Source organism: Limnohabitans sp. (genome assembly GCF_034680285.1).
Taxonomy (GTDB): Bacteria; Pseudomonadota; Gammaproteobacteria; order Burkholderiales; family Burkholderiaceae_C; genus Limnohabitans_A.
In genome coordinates this window covers 98,717-121,191 of sequence record NZ_JAXITC010000001.1, presented here as the reverse complement: position 1 = coordinate 121,191, position 22,475 = coordinate 98,717, and the positions used below count along the sequence as shown (strand labels likewise).

Sequence of the window (22,475 nt, the reverse complement as noted above, 5' to 3'; positions counted from 1 at the left end):
TACGTCAAAAAAGAGGCTCAATCCTTGATGTACATCAAGTGGCCGGACAGACTGCACTTTTATTCTGTGTCTTCCCTCAACTTCTGGAGCACACCATGTACACGCGAATTCTTGTGACCACCGACGGCTCGAACTTGTCTAAAAAAGCCGTTACCAGTGCGATTCAACTCGCAGCGACTTGTGGCGCAGACCTCATTGCACTCAAAGTGGTGCCCCGCTACCCGTCCGCTTACTTTGAAGGCAGCATCCCATTGTCAGCGGAAGAAATCGGCCGCATTGAAAAACAATGGACCGAGTCGGCTCAGGCGCAATTGGCTGTCATCGAAAAATCTGCAAAAGCCAAATCGGTTGTCGTGAAAGCCGTGACCGTGAAGTCGGATGTGGTGTCCGAAGCCATCATTGCGACGGCCAAAAAACACAAAGCCGAATTGATCGTGATGGCATCGCACGGGAGAAAAGGCATCAAGCGCCTACTTTTGGGCAGTGAAACCCAGCAGGTCCTCACCCATTCGCACATCCCCGTTTTGGTGCTGCGTTAAGTCACTCGGGCATTGGCCAAGCACACGCTTGGCCAATGCGGAGGCGGTCATCCGGTAAACAATGACTTGTACTGGTCCCTCAGCAGGTTTTTTTGAACCTTGCCCATGGTGTTGCGAGGCAGCTCGGCCACCACAAAACAGCGCTTGGGAATTTTGAAATTGGCCAGTTTTGCCTTGAGTTCGGCCAAAACGACCTCGGGCTGAACGCTTGCATTGGGTTTGGCAATGACCACCGCCACCCCCACCTCACCAAAGTCCGGGTGGGGCACGCCCACCACTGCGCTTTCAGCAACACCCTTCATCTCGTTGATGTAACCCTCGATTTCAGCCGGGTAGACGTTGTAACCGCCGCTGATGATCAGGTCTTTGCTCCGTCCCACGATGGTCACATAACCTCTTTCATCGACTTGACCGACGTCACCGGTTTTGAAGAAACCATCGGCCGTGAATTCTTCGGCGGTTTTCTCAGGCATGCGCCAGTACCCCTTGAACACGTTCGGGCCCTTGACCTGAATGCCGCCGATTTCTCCGACCGGTAAATTTTGGCCATCGTCCGTCATGACGCGGAGCAAAACACCCGGCAAAGGGAAACCCACAGTACCACCACGGCGCTCTGACTGCTTGGCATAACGCGTGTCAGGCCCATAAGGGTTGGACGTCAGCATGGCGGTTTCGCTCATGCCGTAGCGTTCCAAAATGGTGTGGCCTGTGCGTTCTTGCCACTCGGTAAAAGTCTCAATGAGCAATGGCGCAGAACCAGCGATGAACAAACGCATGTTTTTAACCGCTGCTTTGTTCAGGCTCGACTCGGACAGCATGCGCACATACAAGGTGGGCACACCCATGAAAACGGTGGCTTGGTTCATGCAGCTGATCGCACGCTTAGGGTCGAACTTGGCCATCCAGATCATCTTGCTGCCATTGATCAGGGCCCCATGAATGGCCACAAAAAGACCGTGCACATGAAAAATGGGCAAGGCGTGGATGAGCACATCGCCCTTTTTCCAGCCCCAATAATCCTTGAGCGTGAGTGCGTTGCTCAGCATATTGCCATGCGTGAGCATGGCCCCTTTGCTGCGACCGGTGGTGCCACTGGTGTACAAAATAGCGGCCAAATCGTCGGCTTGACGAGGGATTGCCTGGTGTTGATCGCTTTGATGCGCAGCACGTTCTAGCAAACTGCCTGTGCGGTCCTCATTCAAGGTGAACACATGTTGGGTGCCCGCCTTGAAGGCGATTTTGCTGACCCAGCCAAAGTTGGCACCACTGCAGACCACCACAGCAGGTTCGGCATTGCCAAGGAAATATTCAATTTCTGCACTTTGATAGGCGGTGTTCAAGGGCAAAAACACATACCCAGCTCGCAAAGTGGCCAAGTACAGCATCAAGGCTTCGACCGACTTTTCAACCTGAACGGCCACCCGACTGCCTTCGGGCAAAGCCAGCGACTTCAGAAGATTGGCCATCATGGCCGTGGCACGGTCCAGGTCACGCCAACTGTACTGAAGACCCTCATCGGTTTCGATCGCAATGGCCGAGACATCTGCTGGGAACGCAGCGCGCAGGGCTGTGAACAAGTTCTGGTTTTTCATGATTTCAAAGTGAGCGTGAAAATGGGCCTGCGAGCAGGCCCATGAAAATCGTTGAAGGTAATCAGTCGAGTTTGGCGCCGGAGGCTTTCACCACTTGCGACCATTTGGTGAGTTCTTTTTTGATGAACGCCTCAAATTGGTTGGTGGTCAAGTTGGGAAATTCGGCACCCTGGTTGGCCCAAACCGCCTTGGCCTCATCGGTCAGGCAAGCACGGCGAATCTCTTCAATGGCACGACCTAGCGCATCGGCTGGTGTTCCTTTGGGCGCCCAGACGCCGTACCAAGTTGACACGGTGTAGTCTGGCAAACCCAGCTCTGCAGAACACGGGACATCCGGGAAAGCTGCATTGCGTTTGGCACCCGAGACCATCAGTGCCTTGATCCTACCCCCTTTGATATGAGCGGCAGAAGAACCCAATCCGTCGAACATCATGTCCACGTTGCCAGCAATCAAATCCTGCAAAGCAGGTCCTGCTCCTCGGTAAGGGATGTGTGTGATGAAGGTTTTGGTTTGAAGCTTGAACAACTCCCCAGCCAAGTGGTGCGAGGTGCCCCCCCCGGCAGAACCGTAGTTCAAGCGGCCGGGATTTTTCTTGACGAACTCCAAAAAGCCTTTGAAATCGGCGGCAGTCACTTTTTTGGGGTTGACCACCAAAACCTGGGGGACATTGGCAACCAAAATCAAGGGGACCAAATCACGTTCCAAGTCGTAATCCAACTTGGGGTACATGCTGGGCGCGATCGTGTGGTGAACAGCCCCCATGAAATAGTTGTAACCATCGGGCGTGGATTTGGCGGCGATCCCTGCGCCCAAGGTGCCACCTGCGCCTCCCCGGTTGTCAATGATGAGTTGCTTACCGGTCAGCTTGGCAAATTGGGCTGATAGAGGGCGCGCGAAAGCATCTGTGCCGCCCCCAGCAGGAAAGGGAACGACCATGGTCACGGGTTTGGTGGGCCAAGTGCTTTGTGCTTGAGCGCTCCAAACACTGGCCGCAGCGGCTGAAACGGCCAGTTTCAACAGGTCACGCCGTTCAAAAGAATGTGGAAAAAGCTGCATGAAGGTCTCCTTATTTTTAATTTCAACAATTAATTCAAAAATACAGTTGCTCAAGGTTGTCCGAAACAGGCACTTTACCTTGAGACAGGCCATGGCGATGGCGGTCGATTTTTCGCAAATCGTACAGATAGTTGACCATCAGCCCAAAAGACTGTTTGAAACCCTTTGCCGACGGATCGGCAGCCCAGTTGATTTGCTCAACGCGGGCGCCATTGCCCAAATGGAAACGCGCCACTGGGTCAACAGGACGGTCGTCACTCATTTCCTTGCCCAAATAGTGCGCTGCACAAGACAACAACCATTGCCGCAACACCGAGCGATCTGACAAAGTGGGCACCTGGTCCAATGCCGACAACACATGGCCAGCCGCCGCAGGTTCAAAGCCCACGGCTCGTCCAAGTTGAGATCGCAATTTCTCAGGGGTGGCTTCCAACATGCGGGCCGCATTTTTGTTCAACCAAGTCCGAAAACCAGGAATGGGCGACAAGGTGGCAAAGGTTTTGAGCTTGGGAAAGTCAGCCCTCAAAGTTTCCACCACCCTTTTGATGAGCGAATCACCAAAACTCACACCCTTGAGACCCGGTTGTGTATTGCTGATGGAATAAAAAATGGCCGTGGTGGCTCGGCTCAGATCCACCGCTTCAGCCGCTTCATCCAACAAGGGGCTGATGCTGACGCCGATCTCATTCATGAAAGCAACCTCGACAAAGATCAAGGGCTCATCGGGCAATCGGGGGTGAAAAAAACCATAGCAACGGCGGTCGGAATCAAGCCGGTTTTTCACATCTCCCCAGCTTTTGATGTCATGCACCGCCTCGTATTTGATCAATTTCTCGACCAAACTGGCCGGGGAGTCCCAGCTGATCCGACGCAATTCCAAGAACGCCACATCAAACCAGGTGGTGAACAGGTTTTCCAATTCCGCTTCGAGGGCCAACAAACGCTTGTTGGATTTGAGCGCAGGCATCAATTCTTGGCGCAAATCGACGAGGAAACGCATGCCTTCTGGAAATACGGCAAAACGTTGAAGCAAACGCGTGCGTGGCGACACCAAAGCTTTGCGCATGCGGATCTCAGCCACCCCTTCATCGGGGGTGCCCAAGGCGGCTTCGTAATGCTCACGCGCAGCCCTGACTTTCGTGGCATCGGGGGCAAATTGCTCACTCATCAGGAGCCAGCAGTCTTCGCGCTGTTCGGGTGGAGCTTTGCTGTACCACTGGGCGACACCCTTGGCACGTTTTCCACCCTCCACCTCGCTGACACTGGGGTCCACGATGGCCTGCAACTCACTCAACGTTCTGCGCAAAACACGCGGGGACAGGGCTTCCTCTTTTTGACGCAAAGTAGCATTGAGGCGTTCTTTGGAAGAGCGAACTTGCACCTCTTTTGGACCGACAGCTTTTTGATGTCGGACATCTGTCGTCTGGGGTTGAACGGGTGTCAAGGTCTGCACCTTGCTTTTCCCTGATGGCAACCAACCGGATACCTTGCGGCCTATCCATTCCGATGTGCTCATTTAAATACTTCCAAGTTCTGGCATGGGGTCATGACCTGTTTTCTCAACGGAAAGGATTGGGAATGAATTTTCCCTTGGCAAACATCGGATGATTATCCGCAAACAAGGTCTACATGCCACTGAGCGCTTTATCGAATACCCAGCAATTTCAAAGCCCGTTGGTAAGAATCCGCCGGATTCATCACATCGAACTGGACCGTTTGCCAACCCAGTCTCATCGCACCCAGCACATTGCGGCTCTGGTCGTCCACAAACACGCAGTCTGCGGGCGCGACACCCAGCGCCTCGGTGCACATCTCGTAAGCCCGACGGTCGGGCTTGAGGATGCCTGTGTAAGTGGCGTCGATGATCACGTCAAAGAGCTGCAGCAAAGGCAAACGCTCGCGAAAACTCGCGCCATAAAACAGGTCCAGCTCGTTGGACAGTACCGCCAGTTTGCAACCCGCCGCCTTGGCTTGGTGAACGGCGGCCACCGCTTCAGGCCGGATCACCGCTTCTACATCCGCCCCCCGTGCTCGCTGCACGAAGGTCTGCATGTTGTTCCATTCTTCACCCACCAGGTCACCCACGCTGCGGGTGCGGGCCATCCAGTACTCGCGTTCGGTGATGTGGTCGGCCTGCATGGCCTGCCAAAGCGCATCGGTCTCCGGATCAAAGGGGCCACGCCAGGTCAGCGTGCCGGGCGGCAAACCCAGCGCCGCCTCGCTCAAATCATGCGTTTCAAAGAGGGTGCGGCTGATGACTCCGCCAAAGTCCAGCACCAAGGCCTTGGTCGATGCGGCGCTCATGGCGCGACCTTTTCCACCAAGCCACGGGCCAGCCAGTCGTCAAAGACCTTGAGCACCTGCTGCACAAAAGCCGCGTCGTTGATGTGCGCGTCGATGCGCGAGACTTCGGCCGCGCCCCAATCGCATTGGCCACATTCATCCATCAAAGCCGCCAAACCCTCGGCATCATGCAGCGGCGCGCCGGGCCGGTCCCACTCTTCTATGCCTTGCAGTGGAAACACCAGATGCACCGGGCCACGGGCCTGTCGCAATCGGCTGGCCAGCTCGCGGATGAATTCGCGGCGCATGTCGGCGTCGATGCCCACCGAAGCGATCAATCGGTTGTGGTCGTGCGAGGGCCGCCCGGCAAAGCGCTCGGGCATCTGGCCCCAGGCGGGGTAATCCACCAGATCGGTGGCCCCAGGGGCGACGATCATGGGCACGCCCTTGCTGCCTGCGCCCATCAAACGGTCAGGCCCCGCGCTCACCACCGAGCCGCCCATCTGGTTGACCATCTCCTGCAAGCTGAAGTCCATCACGCAGGCAAACTGGCCTTGTGCGGCCAGCGATTCAAACGCCCTGCCCCCCATGCCGGTGGTGTGAAACACGGCCAAATCAAAGCCGCGCTTGTCCAGCTCAGGCTGCAGCTGCACCATGTATTTGAGGCAGCTCGAGCCCAAAGAAGTCATACCGACCACCGGCCTGTCAAAACGCGGCACGCGTGCCACGCGGCACGCCCCCACCACCGCGCCTGCGGCTTGGGCCAAGGCCGACTGGCACAGGCTGTTGAGGCCGTACAAGCCCCCGGCCCAAAGCACCATCATCAAATCGGGCGGCATGCGCTCGGGCGGCAAGAGCGGCGAAAACGCCACCGTGGACAGCACCACCTTGGGCACACCCAGCGGCAAGCTGCTGGCCACATCCAGCGCCAGATCGGTGCCCATGGTGCCACCCAGCACCAGCAGACCGTCCATGCGGCCTTCGCGCTGCAGTTGGGCAGCCAAGGCAGATGCGCCTTGCGCCATCAAAGCCATGGCGCTGTTTTCGTCGCCGCTGTCCATGACCTGCTGCAGCGTCACGCCTGCAGCCGTAGCCACGTCGGTGTTGGCGATGTCCGGGACCACCCGGCCTTTGGCCAGCACCCCCACGTCCATGACCAGCGCCTGGCCACCAGCGGCCAGCACCTGCTCGCGCATGAAGCCGATCTCGTCGCTCTTGGTGTCGACCGTGCCGACGATCAGGATGACCGGGCTCTTCATGCGCGGCCCTCCTGCACGGCGGCAAAGGCGGCTTCGAGCACGTCGCACATGAAGTCGACCTCCTCACGGGTGATGACCAGCGGGGGCGACAGGATCAGGTTGGGGCCGGAGATGCGCACCATCAAGCCCGCTTTGTAGGCGGCCTTGGCCACCCGCGCCGGGATGTCACTGGTGCGGGGCATGGGAATGCGCTTGGCCTTGTCGCTCACCATCTCGATGCCCAGCATCAGGCCCACACCGCGCACATCGCCCACAAAGCTGCAGGTGTCCACCAACTTGCGCAAGCGGGTTTGCAAGTGCGCGCCCACACGGGCGGCGTTGCCGGGGATGTCCAGCGCCTCGATCTGGTCGAGCGTGGCCAGCGCCGCAGCGGCTGCGATCGGGTGCGCGCTGTAGGTGTAGCCGTGCGAGACCGAAGCCGTGCCCGTGGTGTCTGCGTCAAACACGTCGGCAATGCGGCGGTTGATGGCCGTGGCCCCCAGTGGGATGTAGCCGGAAGAAATGCCCTTGGCCAGGCACCACATGTCGGCGTTCACCCCCCACAGGCGCGTGCCAAACAGCTCGCCGCTGCGGCCAAAGCCGGTCACCACCTCGTCGGCGATCAAGAGCACACCGTATTTATCGCAAATCTGGCGCACCAGTGGCCAGTAGTTGGCCGGCGGCACGATCACCCCGCCCGCGCCCTGCACCGGCTCGGCAATGAAAGCGGCCACCGTGTCTGGCCCCTGAAAGACGATCTCGCGCTCCAGCAACTCGGCGCAGATTTGACCCAGTCGGATCGGGTCATCGGTGTAGGGGTTGTGATAAGCCCAAGGCGTGTCGATGTGGAAGCACCCGGGCAGCAGCGGTTCGTAGGCGCGGCGGAAGTTCGTGTTGCCGTTCACGCTCATGCCGCCAAAGTGCACGCCGTGGTAACCCTGGCGCAGGCTGATGAACTTGAAGCGGTCGGCCTGACCCTTGAGCTTCCAGTACTGGCGCGCCACCTTCAAAGCACCTTCCACCGCGTCCGAGCCGCCGTTGGAGAACATGACCGTGGCCACGTCTTCGGGCTGCATCATCTGCACCAGGCGTTTGGACAGTTCAATGGCCCGCACATGCGTGGTGCCACGGAACACGTTGTAAAACGGCAGCTCGTCCATCTGCGCCACGATGGCGTCGCGCACCGGCTTGTTGCTGTGGCCCAGGTTGCAGGCCCACAGGCCCCCCACGCCGTCGAGCATTTTGTGGCCGTCCACGTCCCATATCCAGCAGCCCTCGCCTTTGGCAATGATGTCGGGGGTGGACTTCTTCATCGCTCCCGGGTGGGCCATGGGGTGCCACAGGTATTGGGCGTTGTCGGCCTTGAGTTGCTCGTGGTTCATGTCGCTTACTTTCAAAATCAAAGCTGAATCCAGGCCGTTTTCAGGTCCAGGTATTTGTCCAAGGCGTGCATCGATTTGTCGTGCCCGTTGCCCGACTGGCGCACCCCGCCCAACGGCACGGTGATGTCGGGGCCGCCGTAGGTGTTGACGTGCACCACCCCGGCCTTGATGGCGCGCACCATGCGGTGGGCGCGTGAAAGGCTGCCGGTCCACACGGCCGACGCCAAGCCATAGGTCGAATCGTTGGCCAAGCGCACCGCATCGGCCTCGTCGTCGAAAGGCAAGACCGCCAGCACCGGGCCAAAGACTTCCTCGCGGGCGAGCGTCATGTCGGGCGTCACGCCATCGAACAAGGCAGGGGCCATGTAGCTGCCGCCTGCCACGGGCTGCAATGCCCCACCGCCCACACGCAGGCGGGCACCCTGCTGCTGCGCGGTCTGCACCGCTGCCAAGTTTTTGGCCAGTTGCCGGGCGCTGCTGACCGCACCGATCTCGGTTGTCACATCCAGCGGGTCGCCCACGCGCAAGCTGGCCGCGATCTTGTGCAGACGCTCCACGAATTCATCGTGCACCGAGCGCTGCACCAAGAGGCGCGAGCCCGCTACGCACACCTGACCGCTGTTGCGGTAAATGCCCATGGCCGACACTTTGGCTGCCTGCGCCAAATCGGGCGCATCGTCAAACACCACATTGGGCGACTTGCCGCCCAGCTCCAGGTACACCCGCTTGAGGTTGGACTCGGCCGAAGCCTTGAGGAGTAAACGACCCACTGGACCGGAGCCAGTGAAGGTCAGGATGTCCACGTCCATGTGCCGCGCCAACGCCTCACCCGCCACTGCGCCGGCGCCCGTGACGACGTTGAGCACGCCCGAGGGCAAGCCAGCATCCAGACACAGCTGCGCCAGACGCAGCAAAGACAGCGAGGCGTCTTCAGAGGGTTTGAGCACCACCGAGTTGCCCGCTGCCAGCGCCGGAGCGATCTTCCAGGCGCCAATCATCAGCGGGAAGTTCCAGGGCACGATGGCCCCGACCACGCCGACAGCTTCCTTGTGGATCAAGCCCAACGTGCCTTCAGGTGTGGGCGCGATCTCGCCGTTGACCTTGTCAACACACTCGGCGTAGTAGCGGAAGGTGCCCGCCGCACTGCCCGGCTCGGCCTTCCAAGCCATGGCAATCTCGGTGCCGTTGTCACGCACGCCCAGTACTGCCAGCTCGGCGTGGTGCGCCTCGATGCGGTCGGCGATGCGGTGCAAGATTTTCTTGCGCTCGGCAGGCGCCATGCGCGACCACACGCCGGACTCGAAGCTGCGGCGGGCCGCCTGCACGGCGCTGTCCACATCGGTCGGCCCAGCTGCTGCAATGGTGCAAAGCTGTTGCCCGTCGATGGGCGAGACCACGGGGAGCGTCTGGCCAGACGCTGCCGCAGCCCACTGCCCGTCGATCAGCAGCCCCTGATCGGGGATGGGCAAATGGCGCAGCGCGTCGATCTGTTCTTGCTTCATGGGCCGCCTTCAGTCGGGCACATGCAACACGATGCCGTCGAGCGCAGCGGAGGCGACCAGCTGGCAGCTCAGGCGGCTGCCGCTTTGGCGGGGCGAGGTGACGATGTCGAGCATGGCGTTTTCCACCTCGTCCATGGGTGGGCAGGCAGTGAGCCAAGCTTCGTCGACATAAACATGGCAAGTGGCGCACGACAGGCAGCCACCACATTCGCCCGCCACGCCGGGGATGCCGTTCATCTGCGCGGCGTCCATCAGGTTGGTACCGTCGTTCACGTCATCGCTCACGCGGTCGCCGTTGCTCATGATCCAGTGCACTTGGGGCATGGGGTGGGTTCTTTCAGGTCAGATGAATCGGATGTATTGGTCGCGCAGCGCGTCGCCTTCCAGGCCAGCGGTACGCTCGATCTCGTGGCGCTTGATGCCCACATGGTTGGCCACCAGGCCTTCGCCCAGCGCTTGCGTGAGCGCCGTGTCGGCTTCGAGCGCATCCAGCGCGCCCGCCAAGGTGTCAGGCACGCTGTGGGTGGCGTCCTTGTTTTCCAGACAGTCACCCGTCTCTGCGGGCTGCAGCTTGTACGCATTGGCCACGCCCAAACGGGCAGCCTGCAGCACGGCGGCAGTGTGAGTGTAGGGGTTGGCGGCAGCGTCGCCCATGCGGTGCTCGATGCGCGCACCGGGGCCACTTTCAGCCGACAGCCGCACCGTGACGCCCCGGTGGTCCACCGCCCAGTTTTGCCAAAAGCCCGAGAGGCTGGCCGGTTGCAGGCGCTGGTAGGAGTTGGCGCTGGGCGCCAGCAGACCCGCCAAAGCCTGGTGGTGGTGCATCAGCCCAGCAGTGCAGCCGAGCGTCAATGCATTGAACTGGCTGGCGTCATGCCCACCCGAGATAGCGTTTTGGCCCTGAGCATCGCGCAGGCTGAAGTTGATGTGCACCCCGCTGCCCCCCACGGTGAGGATGGGTTTGGGCATGAAGGTCAATACGATGCCGTGTTGGAAAGCGACTTCGCGCGCCAAGAGGCGGAACAAAAAGATGTCGTCCACCGCCTTGACGGCGCGGTCGTATTTCAGCGTGAACTCGAACTGCGGTGCGTCGTATTCGGTGTTCATGCTGTCGATGGGAAAGCCCGCGGCCGTGGCCTTTTCCCACAGGGCATCGGTGAAGCCTCTGGGGTCGGCAAAGGGGCCGGTGGCATACACATGGGCCGCAGGCGTGTCGTAGGGTTTGAGCGAGCCGTCCGGCTCGATCTGGAAAGCAAAGGCTTCGAGCTCAATGCCCACCATCGGGTCGTAGCCCATGGCCTGCCAGTCGGTCACGGCGCGCTTGAGCGCACTGCGCCCGCACATGGGCAGGGGCGAGCCGTCGTTGGCTTTGAGATCGCCAATGGCCACCTTCGTGAACGGCTGCCAGCCGGGGCGGATGTCTTCGGCGGTGTAGGCCGCCTCCATGTCGGGCAGGCCTTCCATGACCATGGCACCGGGCACGGGGATCAGCTCTTTCTCATACGTCACACCGAAGGTGCCACGGCAAAAACGCGCACCGCCGCCCTGCCCGGCTTGGAGCGTGACGTATTTGCCCCGCGCAATGGCGAGGTGGTCACAAAACAGCACCCGCAGGCGTTCTTGAACATTGGACATGGTGATTCCTTTCAACCCTAGGTTCAGATGAGGTGCATGCGCACCGGCAGGCGTTTGATGCCACAAACAAAATTCGAACGCAAAAAGGCGTGTTCGCCCGTTTGCTCGATGCGATCGACCCGTTGGATCAACTCTTGCAACAAGACCCGCAACTCCAGCCGCGCCAACCACATGCCCAGACACGCATGTGCCCCGCCTTGCCCAAACGACAGGTGGCGGTTCACGCCCCGACTCAGGTTGACGGTGAACGGCTGCTCAAAGGCCCGCTCGTCCCGGTTGCCCGAGATGAACCACAAGAGCACCTTGTCGCCCGCCTTGACCTGTTTGCCGTGGTACTCGAAGTCCTCGGTCGCGGTACGGCGGAAATGCGTGGCCGGAGAAGCCCAGCGGATGAACTCGTCGGCCACGCCTTCCCAGGCGGCCTCGCCCTGCACCGCCTTGAGTTGCTGCATCAGTCCCGGCTGGTTGGCCAGCGCGTGCAAGGCCGCCGCAATCGAATAGCGTGTGGTGTCGTTGCCCGCCGCCACCAGCAGGCAAAAGAAATTGCGGAACTCGGTGTCGCTGATCACATTGCCCTGCGCATCGGGCTGGGTGATCAGGTGCAGCACGCCGCTGGTGTCACCCGCTGCGCGTTTGCGCTCCATCATCTGGGCCGCGTAGTCGAACAAGTCAGCCCCGGCGGGCGAGCGAAATGGCATGAAGCGGTAGGCCTCGGTGTCCATTTTGTCGACCACATGGCTGGTGAAGTCGCTGTCGGTGTTGGCCATGAGCGCGTCGCCCTTGTCCACCAGCCAGTCCAAGTCCTCTTCCGGCAAGCCCGCGATGCGCCCCAGCATGCGCATGGGCAGCTGGCGGGCGATCTGGTGCGTGGCGTCAAACTCACCCAGCCCCAGCGCTTGGTCGAGGATGCCCACACACAGCTCGCGGATCTGGTCTTCGTACAGCGCCATCATGGGCTTGGAAAAGGCCTTGGCCACCAGCATGCGGGTGCGGGTGTGCTCGGGTGGGTCGGTCTCCTGGAAGGTGCGCCGCGCCATGTACTCCTCATGCGTCTGGTCTTCCATGCGGATGCCTTGGGCTGAACTCAAGCGCTGGTGGTTGCGGTTGAGCTCCAGGATGTCGGCATGCCGCGTGACCGACCAGAAACCCTTGCCTTCGGACCAATCGCACCAGGCCATCGGGTCCTCGTCGCGCAGGCGCTGGAAGGTGTTGTGCGGCGTACCGTTCACATAGCTGTCGTGGTCCGCCAAGTCGGCGTGGCCATCGTCGGTGGGGTGCCAGACGGTCATGGGTGGGTTTTCCTTGCGTGGTCAATGAATTGCGCCATCCACTCGCCAAACAGCGGCACATCGGCGGCCTGCTGCAGGCTGGCGTGGGCACGGGTCATCGTGTCTGTATCCAGCTTGTCGGCCAAGTAGCCCAGCAGGGCCTGCATGAACACCAGCGGCATTTCGGGGTGGTACTGGGTGGTCCAGATGTGCTGGCCGATCTGCATCGAGCCGATGGGACAAAAATCGCTGCCACCCAGACACTCGGCCCCCTCGGGCATGCGGGTGACCTGTTCGTTGTGGGCGGCCATCAAGGTGGTGGTGCTTTGCGCGGGCTGCATCCAGTGGCGTTCGGCCTGCCAGTGCGTTGGGGCGGTGCCCAAGCCCCAGCCCGCCGCGTTGCGCGCCACCTGCCCGCCCAGCGCCCGGGCCACGGCCTGGTGGCCAAAGCACAGGCCAATCAGAGGCCGGCGGGCCGCATGGACGGCGCGGATGAAATCCAGCAACGGCCCGACCCAAGGCAGGCTGTCGTCGTTGACCGAAGCCGGACTGCCGGTGATGACGTAGCCGTCAAAGTCTGCGGGGCTCGCTGGCAGCACCCCGTCCTTGACCGGTAAAACCTCGAAAGACCAGTCGGGACGCAAGGGCTGCAGCAGCTGGACCACCTTTTGCCCGTCGTTTGGGAAATGCGCAGCAAACGCCGAGGTGTCGTTGTTGGTCAGCAAAACAGCGATATGCAGGTTCGGCAGGGTCATCGAATCTCTTTCAAACTCACAGCCATGCTAAGCACAAGGCTCGCCAAGCACTATCAAGTTTGGGCACCGTGCACCCCGGGTTTTCACGAAAAAGCCTGTGCTTCGGAAGCAGGCACACTCAGGGGCATGCATTTGCGACGTGTTTTCCGCCCTTGATGAGCACCCCTGCCACTGATTCGCCCTGGGTCCAGGTCCTCGACACCCAGGACATGGACCAGCACGCCCTGGCCCAACAGGGCTGGGCGCTGCAATACGAGCAGCTCTCGCCTGGCCAGTTCAAGGGGCGCATCCACCAGGTGCAGCTGCCCGAGGTGACCCTGCTGCGCGAGGACACCAGCATCGCCTTGCGTCAGCGCGGTCGGCTCGACGAGAGCGTGTACGGCTTTGCCATGGCTTTGCAAGATTCCCCCGATCTGTTTTTCAACGCCCAACGGGTGCCTGCCCACGCCATCATGTGCGGCAAGGGCGACGAAGTGGACCTGACCACGCCGCCGCACTTCACCCTGATCGCGGTGGTGGTGGAGCGCAGCCTGCTTAACCCGCTGTGGGAGCGCATGTACCAAAAGCCCCTGGCGCACTGGCTTGAAAAGCAGCTGGTCCTGCAAACCACCGACATCAAAGCGCAGAACCTGCGCGACCTGCAGCTGACCGTGCTGGACCAGGCCAGCGCCTTGGCGCATCGCCAGCACGACCCGCAAGCCTTGCGCCAGCTGCGCGACGAAATCCTGATGGAATGGCTCGAGGCCCTGCCTGCCCAGGTGGACACGTCCGAGCTGCCCAACTTGGAGCGGCGCAAAAAGCTGGTGGACCGGGCCTGCGAGCTGATGATGGGCCATGCCGACGAGCCGCTGTCGATCCTGGAGGTGTGCAGCCGCGTGGGCACGAGCCGGCGCAAGCTCAACTACTGTTTTCAGGATGTGCTGGGCACCACGCCCATCAAGTATCTGCGCTCGCTGCGGCTGAACAGCGTGCGCCGTGCCCTGCGCCAGGCTGCGCCGGGCGAGACCATCCAAGACATCGCCTCACACTGGGGCTTTTGGCACTTGAGCCAGTTTGCTCAGGACTACAAACACCTGTTTGGTGAATTGCCCTCTGTGACCTTGCGCGCTCAATAAAGCGCCCCAACTGGCGACAAGAATCGGCGTGCCAGGTTCCTGTCCTGATTTTTCAGGATGTTTTCCGGCGCAACAGCCAGATACCGGCCAGCACCATGGGCACGCACAGCCACTGCCCCATGCTCATACCCAGACTCAAAAGGCCTAGGTGCGCATCGGGTTCGCGGAAAAATTCAGCCACGAATCGGAAAAAACCGTAGCCCAGCAAAAAGGCGCCGGACACTTGCCCCGTGGGTCGGTCCTTGCGGGCAAACCACCACAAAAGAACAAAGAGCAACAAGCCTTCGAGCGCGATCTGGTAAAGCTGTGAGGGGTGACGCGGCAAATCTCCGGCCCCCCGGAACACCATGCCCCAAGGCAGAGAGGGGTCGGCCAAACGGCCCCACAACTCACCATTGAGGAAGTTGCCCACCCGACCTGCGGCCAAGCCAGTGGGGACACAAGGGGCCACAAAATCCATCACCTGCAAAAACGGCCGCTGACGGGTGCGGGCAAACCACATCATGGCCAATATGACCCCCAACAACCCCCCATGAAAACTCATGCCGCCTTGCCACACGGCCAAGATCTCGAGCGGGTTGGACAGGTAGTAAGCGGGTTTGTAAAACAGGCAGTAACCCACCCGTCCCCCCAAGATGACGCCAAGAACGCCTAAAAAAAGAATGTCCTCGACATCGGTTTTTTTCCATTGCGGCAGGTTTTTAAAGGGCGCATGCCCCAGACGCCGCACGCCCAACCAGAAAAACAGGCCAAAAGCGGCCAAATAAGTCAGGCCATACCAGTGGACGGCCAAAGGCCCTAATTGCAAGGCGACAGGGTCAATTTGAGGATGAATCAGCATCCCCGGATTGTGCACCGGACATGCGCCCCAAAGGACAAGAGAGATGGACACTGGCCCGTTAGAATGTGGCGACCTTCTTTTGGGCTTCTATTGAGACACCACCATGAGCGATAAAATCATCCCGATCACCCCCATCAACCGCCGCAGCGCCAACATCACCCAGGGCAAATCCCGTGCCCCGAACCGGTCGATGTACTACGCCATGGGCTATGAAGAGGGGGATTTCGTCAAACCCATGGTCGGCGTGGCCAATGGTCACAGCACCATCACTCCCTGTAACAGCGGCCTGCAAAAGTTGGCCGACGCGGCCATCCAAGGCATCGAAGAAGCTGGCGGCAACGCCCAAGTGTTTGGCACCCCGACCATCTCGGACGGCATGGCCATGGGCACCGAGGGCATGAAATATTCGCTCGTCAGCCGCGAAGTCATCTCTGACTGCATCGAGACCTGCGTGGGTGGTCAATGGATGGATGGCGTTTTGGTCGTCGGTGGCTGCGACAAAAACATGCCCGGCGGCATGATGGGCATGTTGCGCGCCAACGTGCCGGCCATTTATGTCTATGGCGGCACCATCCTGCCAGGCCGCTACCAGGGCAAAGACCTGAACATCGTCAGCGTGTTTGAAGCGGTGGGTGAAAACGCTGCGGGCAAATTGAGCGACTTCGATCTGAAAGAAATCGAAAAGCGCGCCATTCCGGGCACGGGTTCTTGCGGCGGCATGTACACCGCCAACACCATGTCCTCGGCGTTTGAGGCTTTGGGCATGTCCTTGCCCTACTCATCCACCATGGCCAACCCCCATGATGAAACGCAAAACTCTGCCAAAGAGTCTGCCAAGGTCTTGATCGAAGCCATCAAAAAAGACCTCAAGCCCCGTGACATCGTGACCAAGGAAGCGATTGAAAACGCTGTGGCCGTAATCATGGCCACGGGCGGTTCGACCAACGCGGTGCTGCACTTTTTGGCCATCGCCCACACCGCAGGCGTGGAATGGAGCATTGACGACTTCGAGCGCATGCGCAAGAAAATCCCGGTCATTTGCGACCTGAAACCCAGCGGCAAGTACCTGGCGGTCGACCTGCACCAAGCCGGCGGTATTCCGCAAGTCATGAAGACCTTGTTGGCGGCAGGTTTGCTGCATGGCGATTGCATGACCATCACGGGCAAAACCATTGCCGAAAACCTGAAAGACGTGCCGGAAGTTCCACGCGCCGACCAAGACGTGATTCGCCCGATTGACAAGCCGATGTACGCCGAAGGCCACTTGGCCATCCTCAAAGGCAATTTATCTCCAGAAGGCGCCGTGGCCAAGATCACTGGCCTGAAAAACCCGGTCATCACCGGCCCAGCCCGTGTGTTCGACGACGAGCAATCGGCCCTGGCAGCCATTTTGGCGGGCAAGATCAAAGCCGGCGATGTGATGGTTTTGCGTTACCTCGGCCCCAAAGGCGGCCCCGGCATGCCCGAAATGCTGGCCCCCACGGGCGCGTTGATCGGTGCAGGTTTGGGCGAAAGCGTGGGCCTGATCACCGATGGCCGTTTCTCCGGCGGCACCTGGGGCATGGTGGTGGGCCACGTCGCCCCTGAAGCCGCAGCAGGTGGCACCATCGCGTTTGTGAATGAAGGCGACAGCATCACCATTGACGCGCACAAGCTGATTCTGGAACTCAACGTGCCCGAAGCTGAACTGGCCAAGCGTCGTGAAGGCTGGAAAGCCCCCGAGCCTCGTTACACGCGCGGCGTGCAAGCCAAGTTCGCTTTCAACGCATCGAGCGCCAGCAAAGGTGCAGTGCTCGACTTGTACTGATGCCCTAAAAAGCATAGCCCATCAAAAAAGCCGCTTTTCAGCGCCTTTTTTGTGGCTGATCGGCCGAGGCCAATCAAACAGCCCTTACAGACCAATCGCAGCAATACCGGCTTTGGCGATTTGTGCGTCTTCGGTCGATTTGACACCGCTCACACCCACAGCCCCCAAGCAGAAGCCATCTTTCATGATCGGCACACCGCCTTCGAGCATGCCTTGAATGGCAGGCGCCGACAAAAATGACATGCGGCCACCATTGATAACGTCTTCATAGACCTTGGATTCACGGCAGCCCAAAGCAGCGGTGTGGGCTTTGGCTGGCGCAATGTGCGAGGATACGGGCGCCGCACCATCCAAACGGACAAAGTGCAACAAATGACCACCGGCATCAACGATGGCAATGCTCACTGCCCAGTTGTTTTTGAGGGCTTCAGCCTCGGCAGCGGCAGCAATGGCTTTGACATCGGACAGCTCAAGGGTGGATTGGGTTTTCATGAAATGGCTCCGTCAGGAAATAAAACGAAGAGCATACACGGGCGCAAACCGAAGATTGCTCACTTCAAAGCAAAAGTGATGCACCCGGATAACCTCATCGGCAAACGGAAATCCTTTAACGCCCTTCGAATCGAAGAGGCTCACCCTACAATGGCCTCACCTTTAACCAGGCATGACAGGAGATATATATGAGCGACCTTCAAACCCTCCACTCCACAGACTGGGGCCATGTGGATACGGCTGCACGCAACCGTGTGCTGCGCAACACTTATTGGCTGCTGGCCCTGAGCTTGTTGCCCACCGTTTTGGGCGCTTGGCTGGGCGTGGCCACCGGCATCACCCGTTCCCTCTCAGGGGGCGTGGGTTTGATCGTGTTCATGGCCGGGGCTTTCGGATTCATGTTCGCCATCGAGAAAACCAAAAATTCAGCGGCAGGCGTGCCTGTGCTCTTGGCCTTCACCTTTTTCATGGGTCTGATGCTTTCCCGCATGATTGCCATGGTGCTGGGTTTCAAGAACGGTTCTGAACTGATCATGACCGCCTTCGCAGGCACGGCAGGTGTGTTTTTCGTGATGGCCAGTTTGGCCAGCACCATCAAGCGCGACTTGTCGGGCATGTCCAAGTGGCTCATGGTGGGCGCATTGGCCATCATGATTGGCGGCATCATCAACGTGTTTGTGGGCTCTACCGTGGGCATGATGGTGATTTCGGTCATGGCCATTGGCATCTTCAGTGCCTACATGTTGTATGACCTTAAGCAAATCATCGACGGAGGCGAGACCAATTACATCAGCGCCACTTTGGCTTTGTACTTGGACATCTTCAACGTGTTCCAAAGCTTGCTGGCCTTGCTGGGCATCATGGGTGGTGAGCGCGAGTAAACCGCTTCTTCAGCGTGATCGAAAAAGGCTCCCTCGGGAGCCTTTTTTGCGCAGAGGGGCCATGGAATTGCATGGGCAATCCACAGCCCACAGCATCAAATCAGTTCAAAGACCGCCATGCTTTCCACATGCGCCGTGTGCGCAAACATGTTGATCACCCCTGCTGACACACAACGGTAACCTGCCCGGTGGACCAAAATGCCCGCATCGCGGGCCAAGGTGGCCGGGTTGCAACTCACATAAACAATGCGCCGGGGTGGTGTCCAGCCCTGACGCAGATCCTGGTTTTCGTTCAATTCGGCCAGCGCCTTGCTCAGGGCAAAGGCGCCTTCTCGGGGTGGGTCCACCAGCCATTTGTCGGCGACGCCATCGGCCACCAGCATCTCAGGGGTCATGTCGAACAAATTGCGTGCCACAAATTGTGTCGGGGCCAAAGCCTGGCCATCGGGTCGAGAGGCTTGGTTGCAAGCGTAGTTGTCGCGCGACCGCGCCACCAGCGTCTCGGCGCCTTCAATGCCCAACACCTCGCCCGCTTGGGTAGCGAGGGGCAAAGTGAAGTTGCCCAAGCCACAGAACCAGTCGATCACGCGTTCTGATTTTTGGGCTTGCAACAGGCGAAGCGCACGGGCCACCAACACCCTGTTGATGAAAGGATTGACCTGAGTGAAATCGGTGGGTCTGAAAGGCATGGTGATGCCAAAGTCGGGCAAACCATAACTCAGTTGGGCACCACCCTCGTCCAGCAATTGAACTGTGTCAGGTCCCTTGGCTTGTAACCACCACTGAACTTGGTGCTCGGCAGCAAATGCTCTCAGCAAGTCTTTGTCGCCTTCACTCAAGGGCGCCATGTGTCGCAGGACCAAGGCTGTGACCTCGTCACCACAAGCCAATTCAAGCTGAGGCAAGGTTTCACGCGCCTCCATTTGGCCAATCAGTGCCCGCAAAGGCAACAGCATACGGCTGACATGCGGCGGCAAAACCGGACAAACTTTCATGTCAGCGATGTAACGGCTTTTGCGCTCATGGAAGCCGATCAGCACTTCGCCTTTTTTGATCACATATCGCACCGATAAGCGGGCGCGGTACCGGTAGCCCCATGTTGGACCTTCAATGGGACGGAGCAAGGTCTCTGGCTTGACCTTGCCCAAGTGCCAAAGGTTGTCTTCGAGCACGCGTTGTTTGATGGCCACTTGTGCCGAAGCTTCCAGGTGCTGCATCTTGCAGCCGCCGCACGCCCCAGCGTGCAAACCGAAATTTGGGCAACCCGGCCGCACGCGCTGGGAGGACTCGTGGTGGATCTGGGTGACTGTGCCCTGCTCCCAGTTGTTCTTTTTCCGGTGCACGTTGACCGACACCAACTCGAAAGGCAAGGCGCCTTCGATGAACACGACTTTGCCGTCAGGTCGGCGGGCGATGCCTTGGGCATCCATGTCCAGGGAGCCAACACGCAACCAACCTTCGGGCAAGTCAGCACTGGAGTGGCTGGGTTCGTCGGCGTGGGCTTGGGATAGGGAAATGTCTAAATCACTCATACCCCGATTGTCTCAGGATGTGAGGTCGAGCTAGAGGGTCCCGCACAAGGGATGCCCATCAACGAGCAGGCAACAATTTGGCCGGATCGACGGGCTTGCCTTGTCGGCGAACCTCAAAATGAAGTTTGACGCGATCGGCATCGGATTTGCCCATCTCTGCAATTTTTTGACCCTTGCGCACTTTCTGGTCTTCTTTGACCAGCAAGGCTTGATTGTGAGCGTATGCCGTTAGAAAGGTGTTGTTGTGCTTGAGGATGATCAAATTGCCATAACCACGAAGGCCGGCACCCGCGTAAACCACTTGCCCATCGGCGGCCGCCAGGATGGGATCGCCCGCTTTGCCCGCGATGTCCAAGCCTTTATTTTTGGCTTCGTCAAACCCAGCAATCAACACGCCATTGGCAGGCCAGATGAAGCCCAGACCATCGTCGTTGGCCGTAGGTTGGTTGACTGAGGGCGCAGGTTCTGACTTGGGCGGAGTCACTTGGCTCGACGGTGTCGTGGACTGGGCAATGGGCCTGACCACCACGCCGGGCGCTTCAACCGCACCGCCGGGGGGCGAGACACGCAAAACCTGGCCCACTTCAATCACATCAGGGTTGCTCAGCTGGTTCCATCGGGCCAAGTCTCGCCAACCCTGACCGTTGTCCAAGGCAATGCGTGTCAAGGTATCACCGCGCTGCACCGTGTAGAAACCCGGCTTGCCTGCGTTTTCGCTGCCTGGCATAGGTTGGGCCACTTCAACCGCCGGAGCTGCAGATGGGCTTGGGGCTGAAGTCGTGGTTCGGCCCGATGGGTTGCGGTCTTCCACGGGTGCGGGGATCCGAACCGAAGTGGAGCAGGCGCTCAAAAGTGCCACGGACAGTGCCGTCAAAACCAGGGGACGAAAGTGAAACAAGGATCTCATCGGTTTTTCAGGTGTTCAGGCGACGCCCGATTTTAGTGGGACAAAATGAACCGCTTCGAGCACTTGACGCTCAAAACCTTCGGGTGTTTTCAAGACGACCACCAAGGCCTGATGACCGGCTGGTGTGATGGTCGGAGCGATCAATCGTCCCCCCACAGCCAACTGATCGAGCCAGGTTTCGGGCACGGCATCTCCGCCTGCAGCAGAGATGATGCCCGCATAGGGCGCACCCTTTGGGTATCCCAACATGCCATCGCCAAATATCAGGTGGACATTGTGAAGCCTGAATGGACGCAAATTCGTTCTGGCTTTTTCGTGCAAGCCACGCAAGCGCTCGATGCTGTAGACCTCGCTGGCCACATGGCTGAGGACGGCCGCTTGGTAGCCGCAGCCCGTGCCAATTTCCAAAATGCGACCCAATTTACCTGGTGTGTTTTGGCAAAGCAACTCGATCATGCGGGCCACCACATTGGGTTTGGATATCGTCTGGCCTAAGCCAATCGGCAAACTGGTGTCCTCGTAGGCTTGATTGACCAAGGCACTTTCTACAAATCGGTGGCGCTCGACTTGACCCATGGCGGCCAAGACGCGTGGGTCTTGAACACCTTGCTCAGCCAGTTTGCGCACCATGCGGGCACGCACGGCGACCGAATCGAGTCCCAAGCCGGACACAGGGCTGTCGGGACGAGCTACGGCCGCACCCGCAGCTTTGGCCGCTGCCTGGGTGGCATTCAAACTGGGCGAAAGGGAGGGTGCTTGGCGTCCAGAGCCGCCGACAGGGGTTTTTCCTGCAGGACGGTTGGTCCCGGAGGGTGTCAACTTGACTGGGAAACCGGGGCGTTGGGTCATGCTTGGTGAGGATTCAAGCGGGCAAAAGTTTGAGCCCATTCGTCCAAATGCGCGTGCTCGGTCAAATCGACCTTGAGGGGTGTGACCACCACATGGCCCAATCCGGCCGCATGGAAATCAGTGCCCTCGCTGTCATCCATGGCCGCACCGGCATTGCCAATCCAATACATGGTTTGACCTCGGGGATCCACTTGGGTGATGACGGGCTCAGCGGCGTGACGACGACCCAAGCGACACAATTTGGGCGCTTTGATCTGGGCCAATGGCAAATTCGGGATGTTCACATTCAACAACCAAGGCTTGCCCCCTGCCTCAATCCCAGAACGCATTTGCTGAACCAAGTCTTTGATTTTGGCGGCTGCCGAGTCCAAGTGGCTCCAGCCTTTTTCAATTTGCGAAACAGCGATGGCCGGTATACCGAACAAATACCCTTCCATGGCCGCACCCACTGTCCCTGAATAAAGGGTGTCATCCCCCATGTTGGCGCCGTTGTTGATGCCAGAGATGACCAAATCGGGGCGGTATCCGAGCAAGCCAGTCAAGGCAATGTGGACGCAGTCGGCGGGAGTTCCATTCACATAACGAAAACCGTTGTCTGCTCGGTGAACATACAAGGGCGTGTGCAGGGTCAACGCATTGGACTTGGCACTGTTGTTGTGCTCAGGTGCAACGACCTCCACCTCGACGTCTGCCATGCTTTGAAGGGCGTCGTGAAGGGCCACGATTCCCTCGGCGCGGAAGCCATCGTCGTTGGAAATGAGAATTTTCATATCGAGTCCTGTCTGGGTATCGATTGTAGG

Annotated in this window: 21 protein-coding genes; 4 read left to right on the top strand and 17 right to left on the bottom strand. The window is 59.4% G+C overall.

The window, feature by feature from the left end; translation table 11 throughout:
* Window positions 1–95: 95 nt before the first annotated feature.
* Complete coding sequence (locus tag SWE17_RS00590; protein WP_322991194.1) at window positions 96–539, top strand: universal stress protein; 444 nt, start codon at window positions 96–98, stop codon at window positions 537–539.
* A 47-nt stretch (window positions 540–586) separates the two neighbouring features.
* Here the strand turns inward: SWE17_RS00590 and SWE17_RS00585 are convergent, their stop codons facing one another.
* The 11 genes from SWE17_RS00585 to SWE17_RS00535 form a co-directional block, all read right to left on the bottom strand.
* Entirely contained in the window at window positions 587–2,131 is a 1,545-nt protein-coding gene (locus tag SWE17_RS00585) for a malonyl-CoA synthase (RefSeq protein ID WP_322991193.1), read from the bottom strand.
* Window positions 2,132–2,192: 61 nt separating this feature from the next.
* On the bottom strand, window positions 2,193–3,188 hold the full coding sequence (locus tag SWE17_RS00580) for a Bug family tripartite tricarboxylate transporter substrate binding protein (RefSeq protein ID WP_322991192.1): 996 nt from the start codon (window positions 3,186–3,188) through the stop codon (window positions 2,193–2,195).
* A gap of 34 nt (window positions 3,189–3,222) precedes the next feature.
* Window positions 3,223–4,704 carry a malonyl-CoA decarboxylase gene (locus tag SWE17_RS00575; protein ID WP_322991191.1) on the bottom strand — a complete coding sequence of 494 codons (1,482 nt, stop codon included), beginning with the start codon at window positions 4,702–4,704 and terminating at the stop codon, window positions 3,223–3,225.
* A 128-nt stretch (window positions 4,705–4,832) separates the two neighbouring features.
* Window positions 4,833–5,492: an HAD-IA family hydrolase gene (locus tag SWE17_RS00570; RefSeq protein ID WP_322991190.1), complete on the bottom strand. Its 660-nt coding sequence runs from the start codon at window positions 5,490–5,492 to the stop codon at window positions 4,833–4,835.
* Window positions 5,489–6,730, bottom strand: coding sequence for a Tm-1-like ATP-binding domain-containing protein (locus tag SWE17_RS00565; protein WP_322991189.1), 1,242 nt, complete (start codon window positions 6,728–6,730; stop codon window positions 5,489–5,491). Before SWE17_RS00565 ends, SWE17_RS00570 begins: the two co-directional genes overlap by 4 nt.
* A complete protein-coding gene (locus SWE17_RS00560) occupies window positions 6,727–8,091 on the bottom strand; it encodes an aminotransferase class III-fold pyridoxal phosphate-dependent enzyme (protein ID WP_322991188.1) in 1,365 nt (454 codons plus the stop codon). Before SWE17_RS00560 ends, SWE17_RS00565 begins: the two co-directional genes overlap by 4 nt.
* Before the next feature lie 17 nt (window positions 8,092–8,108).
* Window positions 8,109–9,593 carry an aldehyde dehydrogenase gene (locus tag SWE17_RS00555; protein ID WP_322991187.1) on the bottom strand — a complete coding sequence of 495 codons (1,485 nt, stop codon included), beginning with the start codon at window positions 9,591–9,593 and terminating at the stop codon, window positions 8,109–8,111.
* A gap of 9 nt (window positions 9,594–9,602) precedes the next feature.
* Window positions 9,603–9,917, bottom strand: coding sequence for a 2Fe-2S iron-sulfur cluster-binding protein (locus SWE17_RS00550; protein WP_322991186.1), 315 nt, complete (start codon window positions 9,915–9,917; stop codon window positions 9,603–9,605).
* 18 nt (window positions 9,918–9,935) lie between these two features.
* On the bottom strand, window positions 9,936–11,228 hold the full coding sequence (locus SWE17_RS00545) for a glutamine synthetase family protein (protein WP_322991185.1): 1,293 nt from the start codon (window positions 11,226–11,228) through the stop codon (window positions 9,936–9,938).
* A 23-nt stretch (window positions 11,229–11,251) separates the two neighbouring features.
* Window positions 11,252–12,517, bottom strand: coding sequence for a cytochrome P450 (locus tag SWE17_RS00540; protein ID WP_322991184.1), 1,266 nt, complete (start codon window positions 12,515–12,517; stop codon window positions 11,252–11,254).
* Window positions 12,514–13,251, bottom strand: a complete 738-nt coding sequence (locus SWE17_RS00535; protein ID WP_322991183.1) for a type 1 glutamine amidotransferase — start codon at window positions 13,249–13,251, stop codon at window positions 12,514–12,516. The genes SWE17_RS00540 and SWE17_RS00535 overlap by 4 nt, the downstream gene beginning before the upstream one ends.
* A 155-nt stretch (window positions 13,252–13,406) precedes the next feature.
* Here SWE17_RS00535 and SWE17_RS00530 point away from each other — a divergent pair, with 155 nt between their 5' ends.
* Window positions 13,407–14,366, top strand: coding sequence for a helix-turn-helix domain-containing protein (locus tag SWE17_RS00530; protein WP_322991182.1), 960 nt, complete (start codon window positions 13,407–13,409; stop codon window positions 14,364–14,366).
* Window positions 14,367–14,418: 52 nt separating this feature from the next.
* Here SWE17_RS00530 and lgt read toward each other — a convergent pair whose 3' ends face one another.
* Window positions 14,419–15,207: a prolipoprotein diacylglyceryl transferase gene (lgt, locus tag SWE17_RS00525; protein ID WP_322991181.1), complete on the bottom strand. Its 789-nt coding sequence runs from the start codon at window positions 15,205–15,207 to the stop codon at window positions 14,419–14,421.
* 103 nt (window positions 15,208–15,310) lie between these two features.
* Here lgt and ilvD point away from each other — a divergent pair, with 103 nt between their 5' ends.
* Window positions 15,311–17,014, top strand: a complete 1,704-nt coding sequence (gene ilvD / locus SWE17_RS00520; RefSeq protein WP_322991180.1) for a dihydroxy-acid dehydratase — start codon at window positions 15,311–15,313, stop codon at window positions 17,012–17,014.
* An 84-nt stretch (window positions 17,015–17,098) separates the two neighbouring features.
* Here the strand turns inward: ilvD and SWE17_RS00515 are convergent, their stop codons facing one another.
* Complete coding sequence (locus SWE17_RS00515) at window positions 17,099–17,506, bottom strand: heme-binding protein (RefSeq protein WP_322991179.1); 408 nt, start codon at window positions 17,504–17,506, stop codon at window positions 17,099–17,101.
* A gap of 188 nt (window positions 17,507–17,694) precedes the next feature.
* On the opposite strand from SWE17_RS00515, the gene SWE17_RS00510 reads away from it, so the two are divergent.
* A complete protein-coding gene (locus SWE17_RS00510) occupies window positions 17,695–18,387 on the top strand; it encodes a Bax inhibitor-1/YccA family protein (protein WP_322991178.1) in 693 nt (230 codons plus the stop codon).
* A gap of 95 nt (window positions 18,388–18,482) precedes the next feature.
* Here SWE17_RS00510 and rlmD read toward each other — a convergent pair whose 3' ends face one another.
* The 4 genes from rlmD to surE are packed head-to-tail and all read right to left on the bottom strand — an operon-like array spanning window position 18,483 to window position 22,445.
* A complete protein-coding gene (gene rlmD, locus SWE17_RS00505) occupies window positions 18,483–19,919 on the bottom strand; it encodes a 23S rRNA (uracil(1939)-C(5))-methyltransferase RlmD (protein ID WP_322991177.1) in 1,437 nt (478 codons plus the stop codon).
* A gap of 58 nt (window positions 19,920–19,977) precedes the next feature.
* Window positions 19,978–20,826 (bottom strand): peptidoglycan DD-metalloendopeptidase family protein, encoded by an 849-nt coding sequence (locus tag SWE17_RS00500; RefSeq protein WP_322991176.1) that lies wholly within the window; start codon window positions 20,824–20,826, stop codon window positions 19,978–19,980.
* A gap of 15 nt (window positions 20,827–20,841) precedes the next feature.
* Window positions 20,842–21,675 carry a protein-L-isoaspartate(D-aspartate) O-methyltransferase gene (locus tag SWE17_RS00495; RefSeq protein WP_322991175.1) on the bottom strand — a complete coding sequence of 278 codons (834 nt, stop codon included), beginning with the start codon at window positions 21,673–21,675 and terminating at the stop codon, window positions 20,842–20,844.
* Entirely contained in the window at window positions 21,672–22,445 is a 774-nt protein-coding gene (surE, locus tag SWE17_RS00490; protein ID WP_322991174.1) for a 5'/3'-nucleotidase SurE, read from the bottom strand. The genes SWE17_RS00495 and surE overlap by 4 nt, the downstream gene beginning before the upstream one ends.
* Window positions 22,446–22,475: the final 30 nt, after the last annotated feature.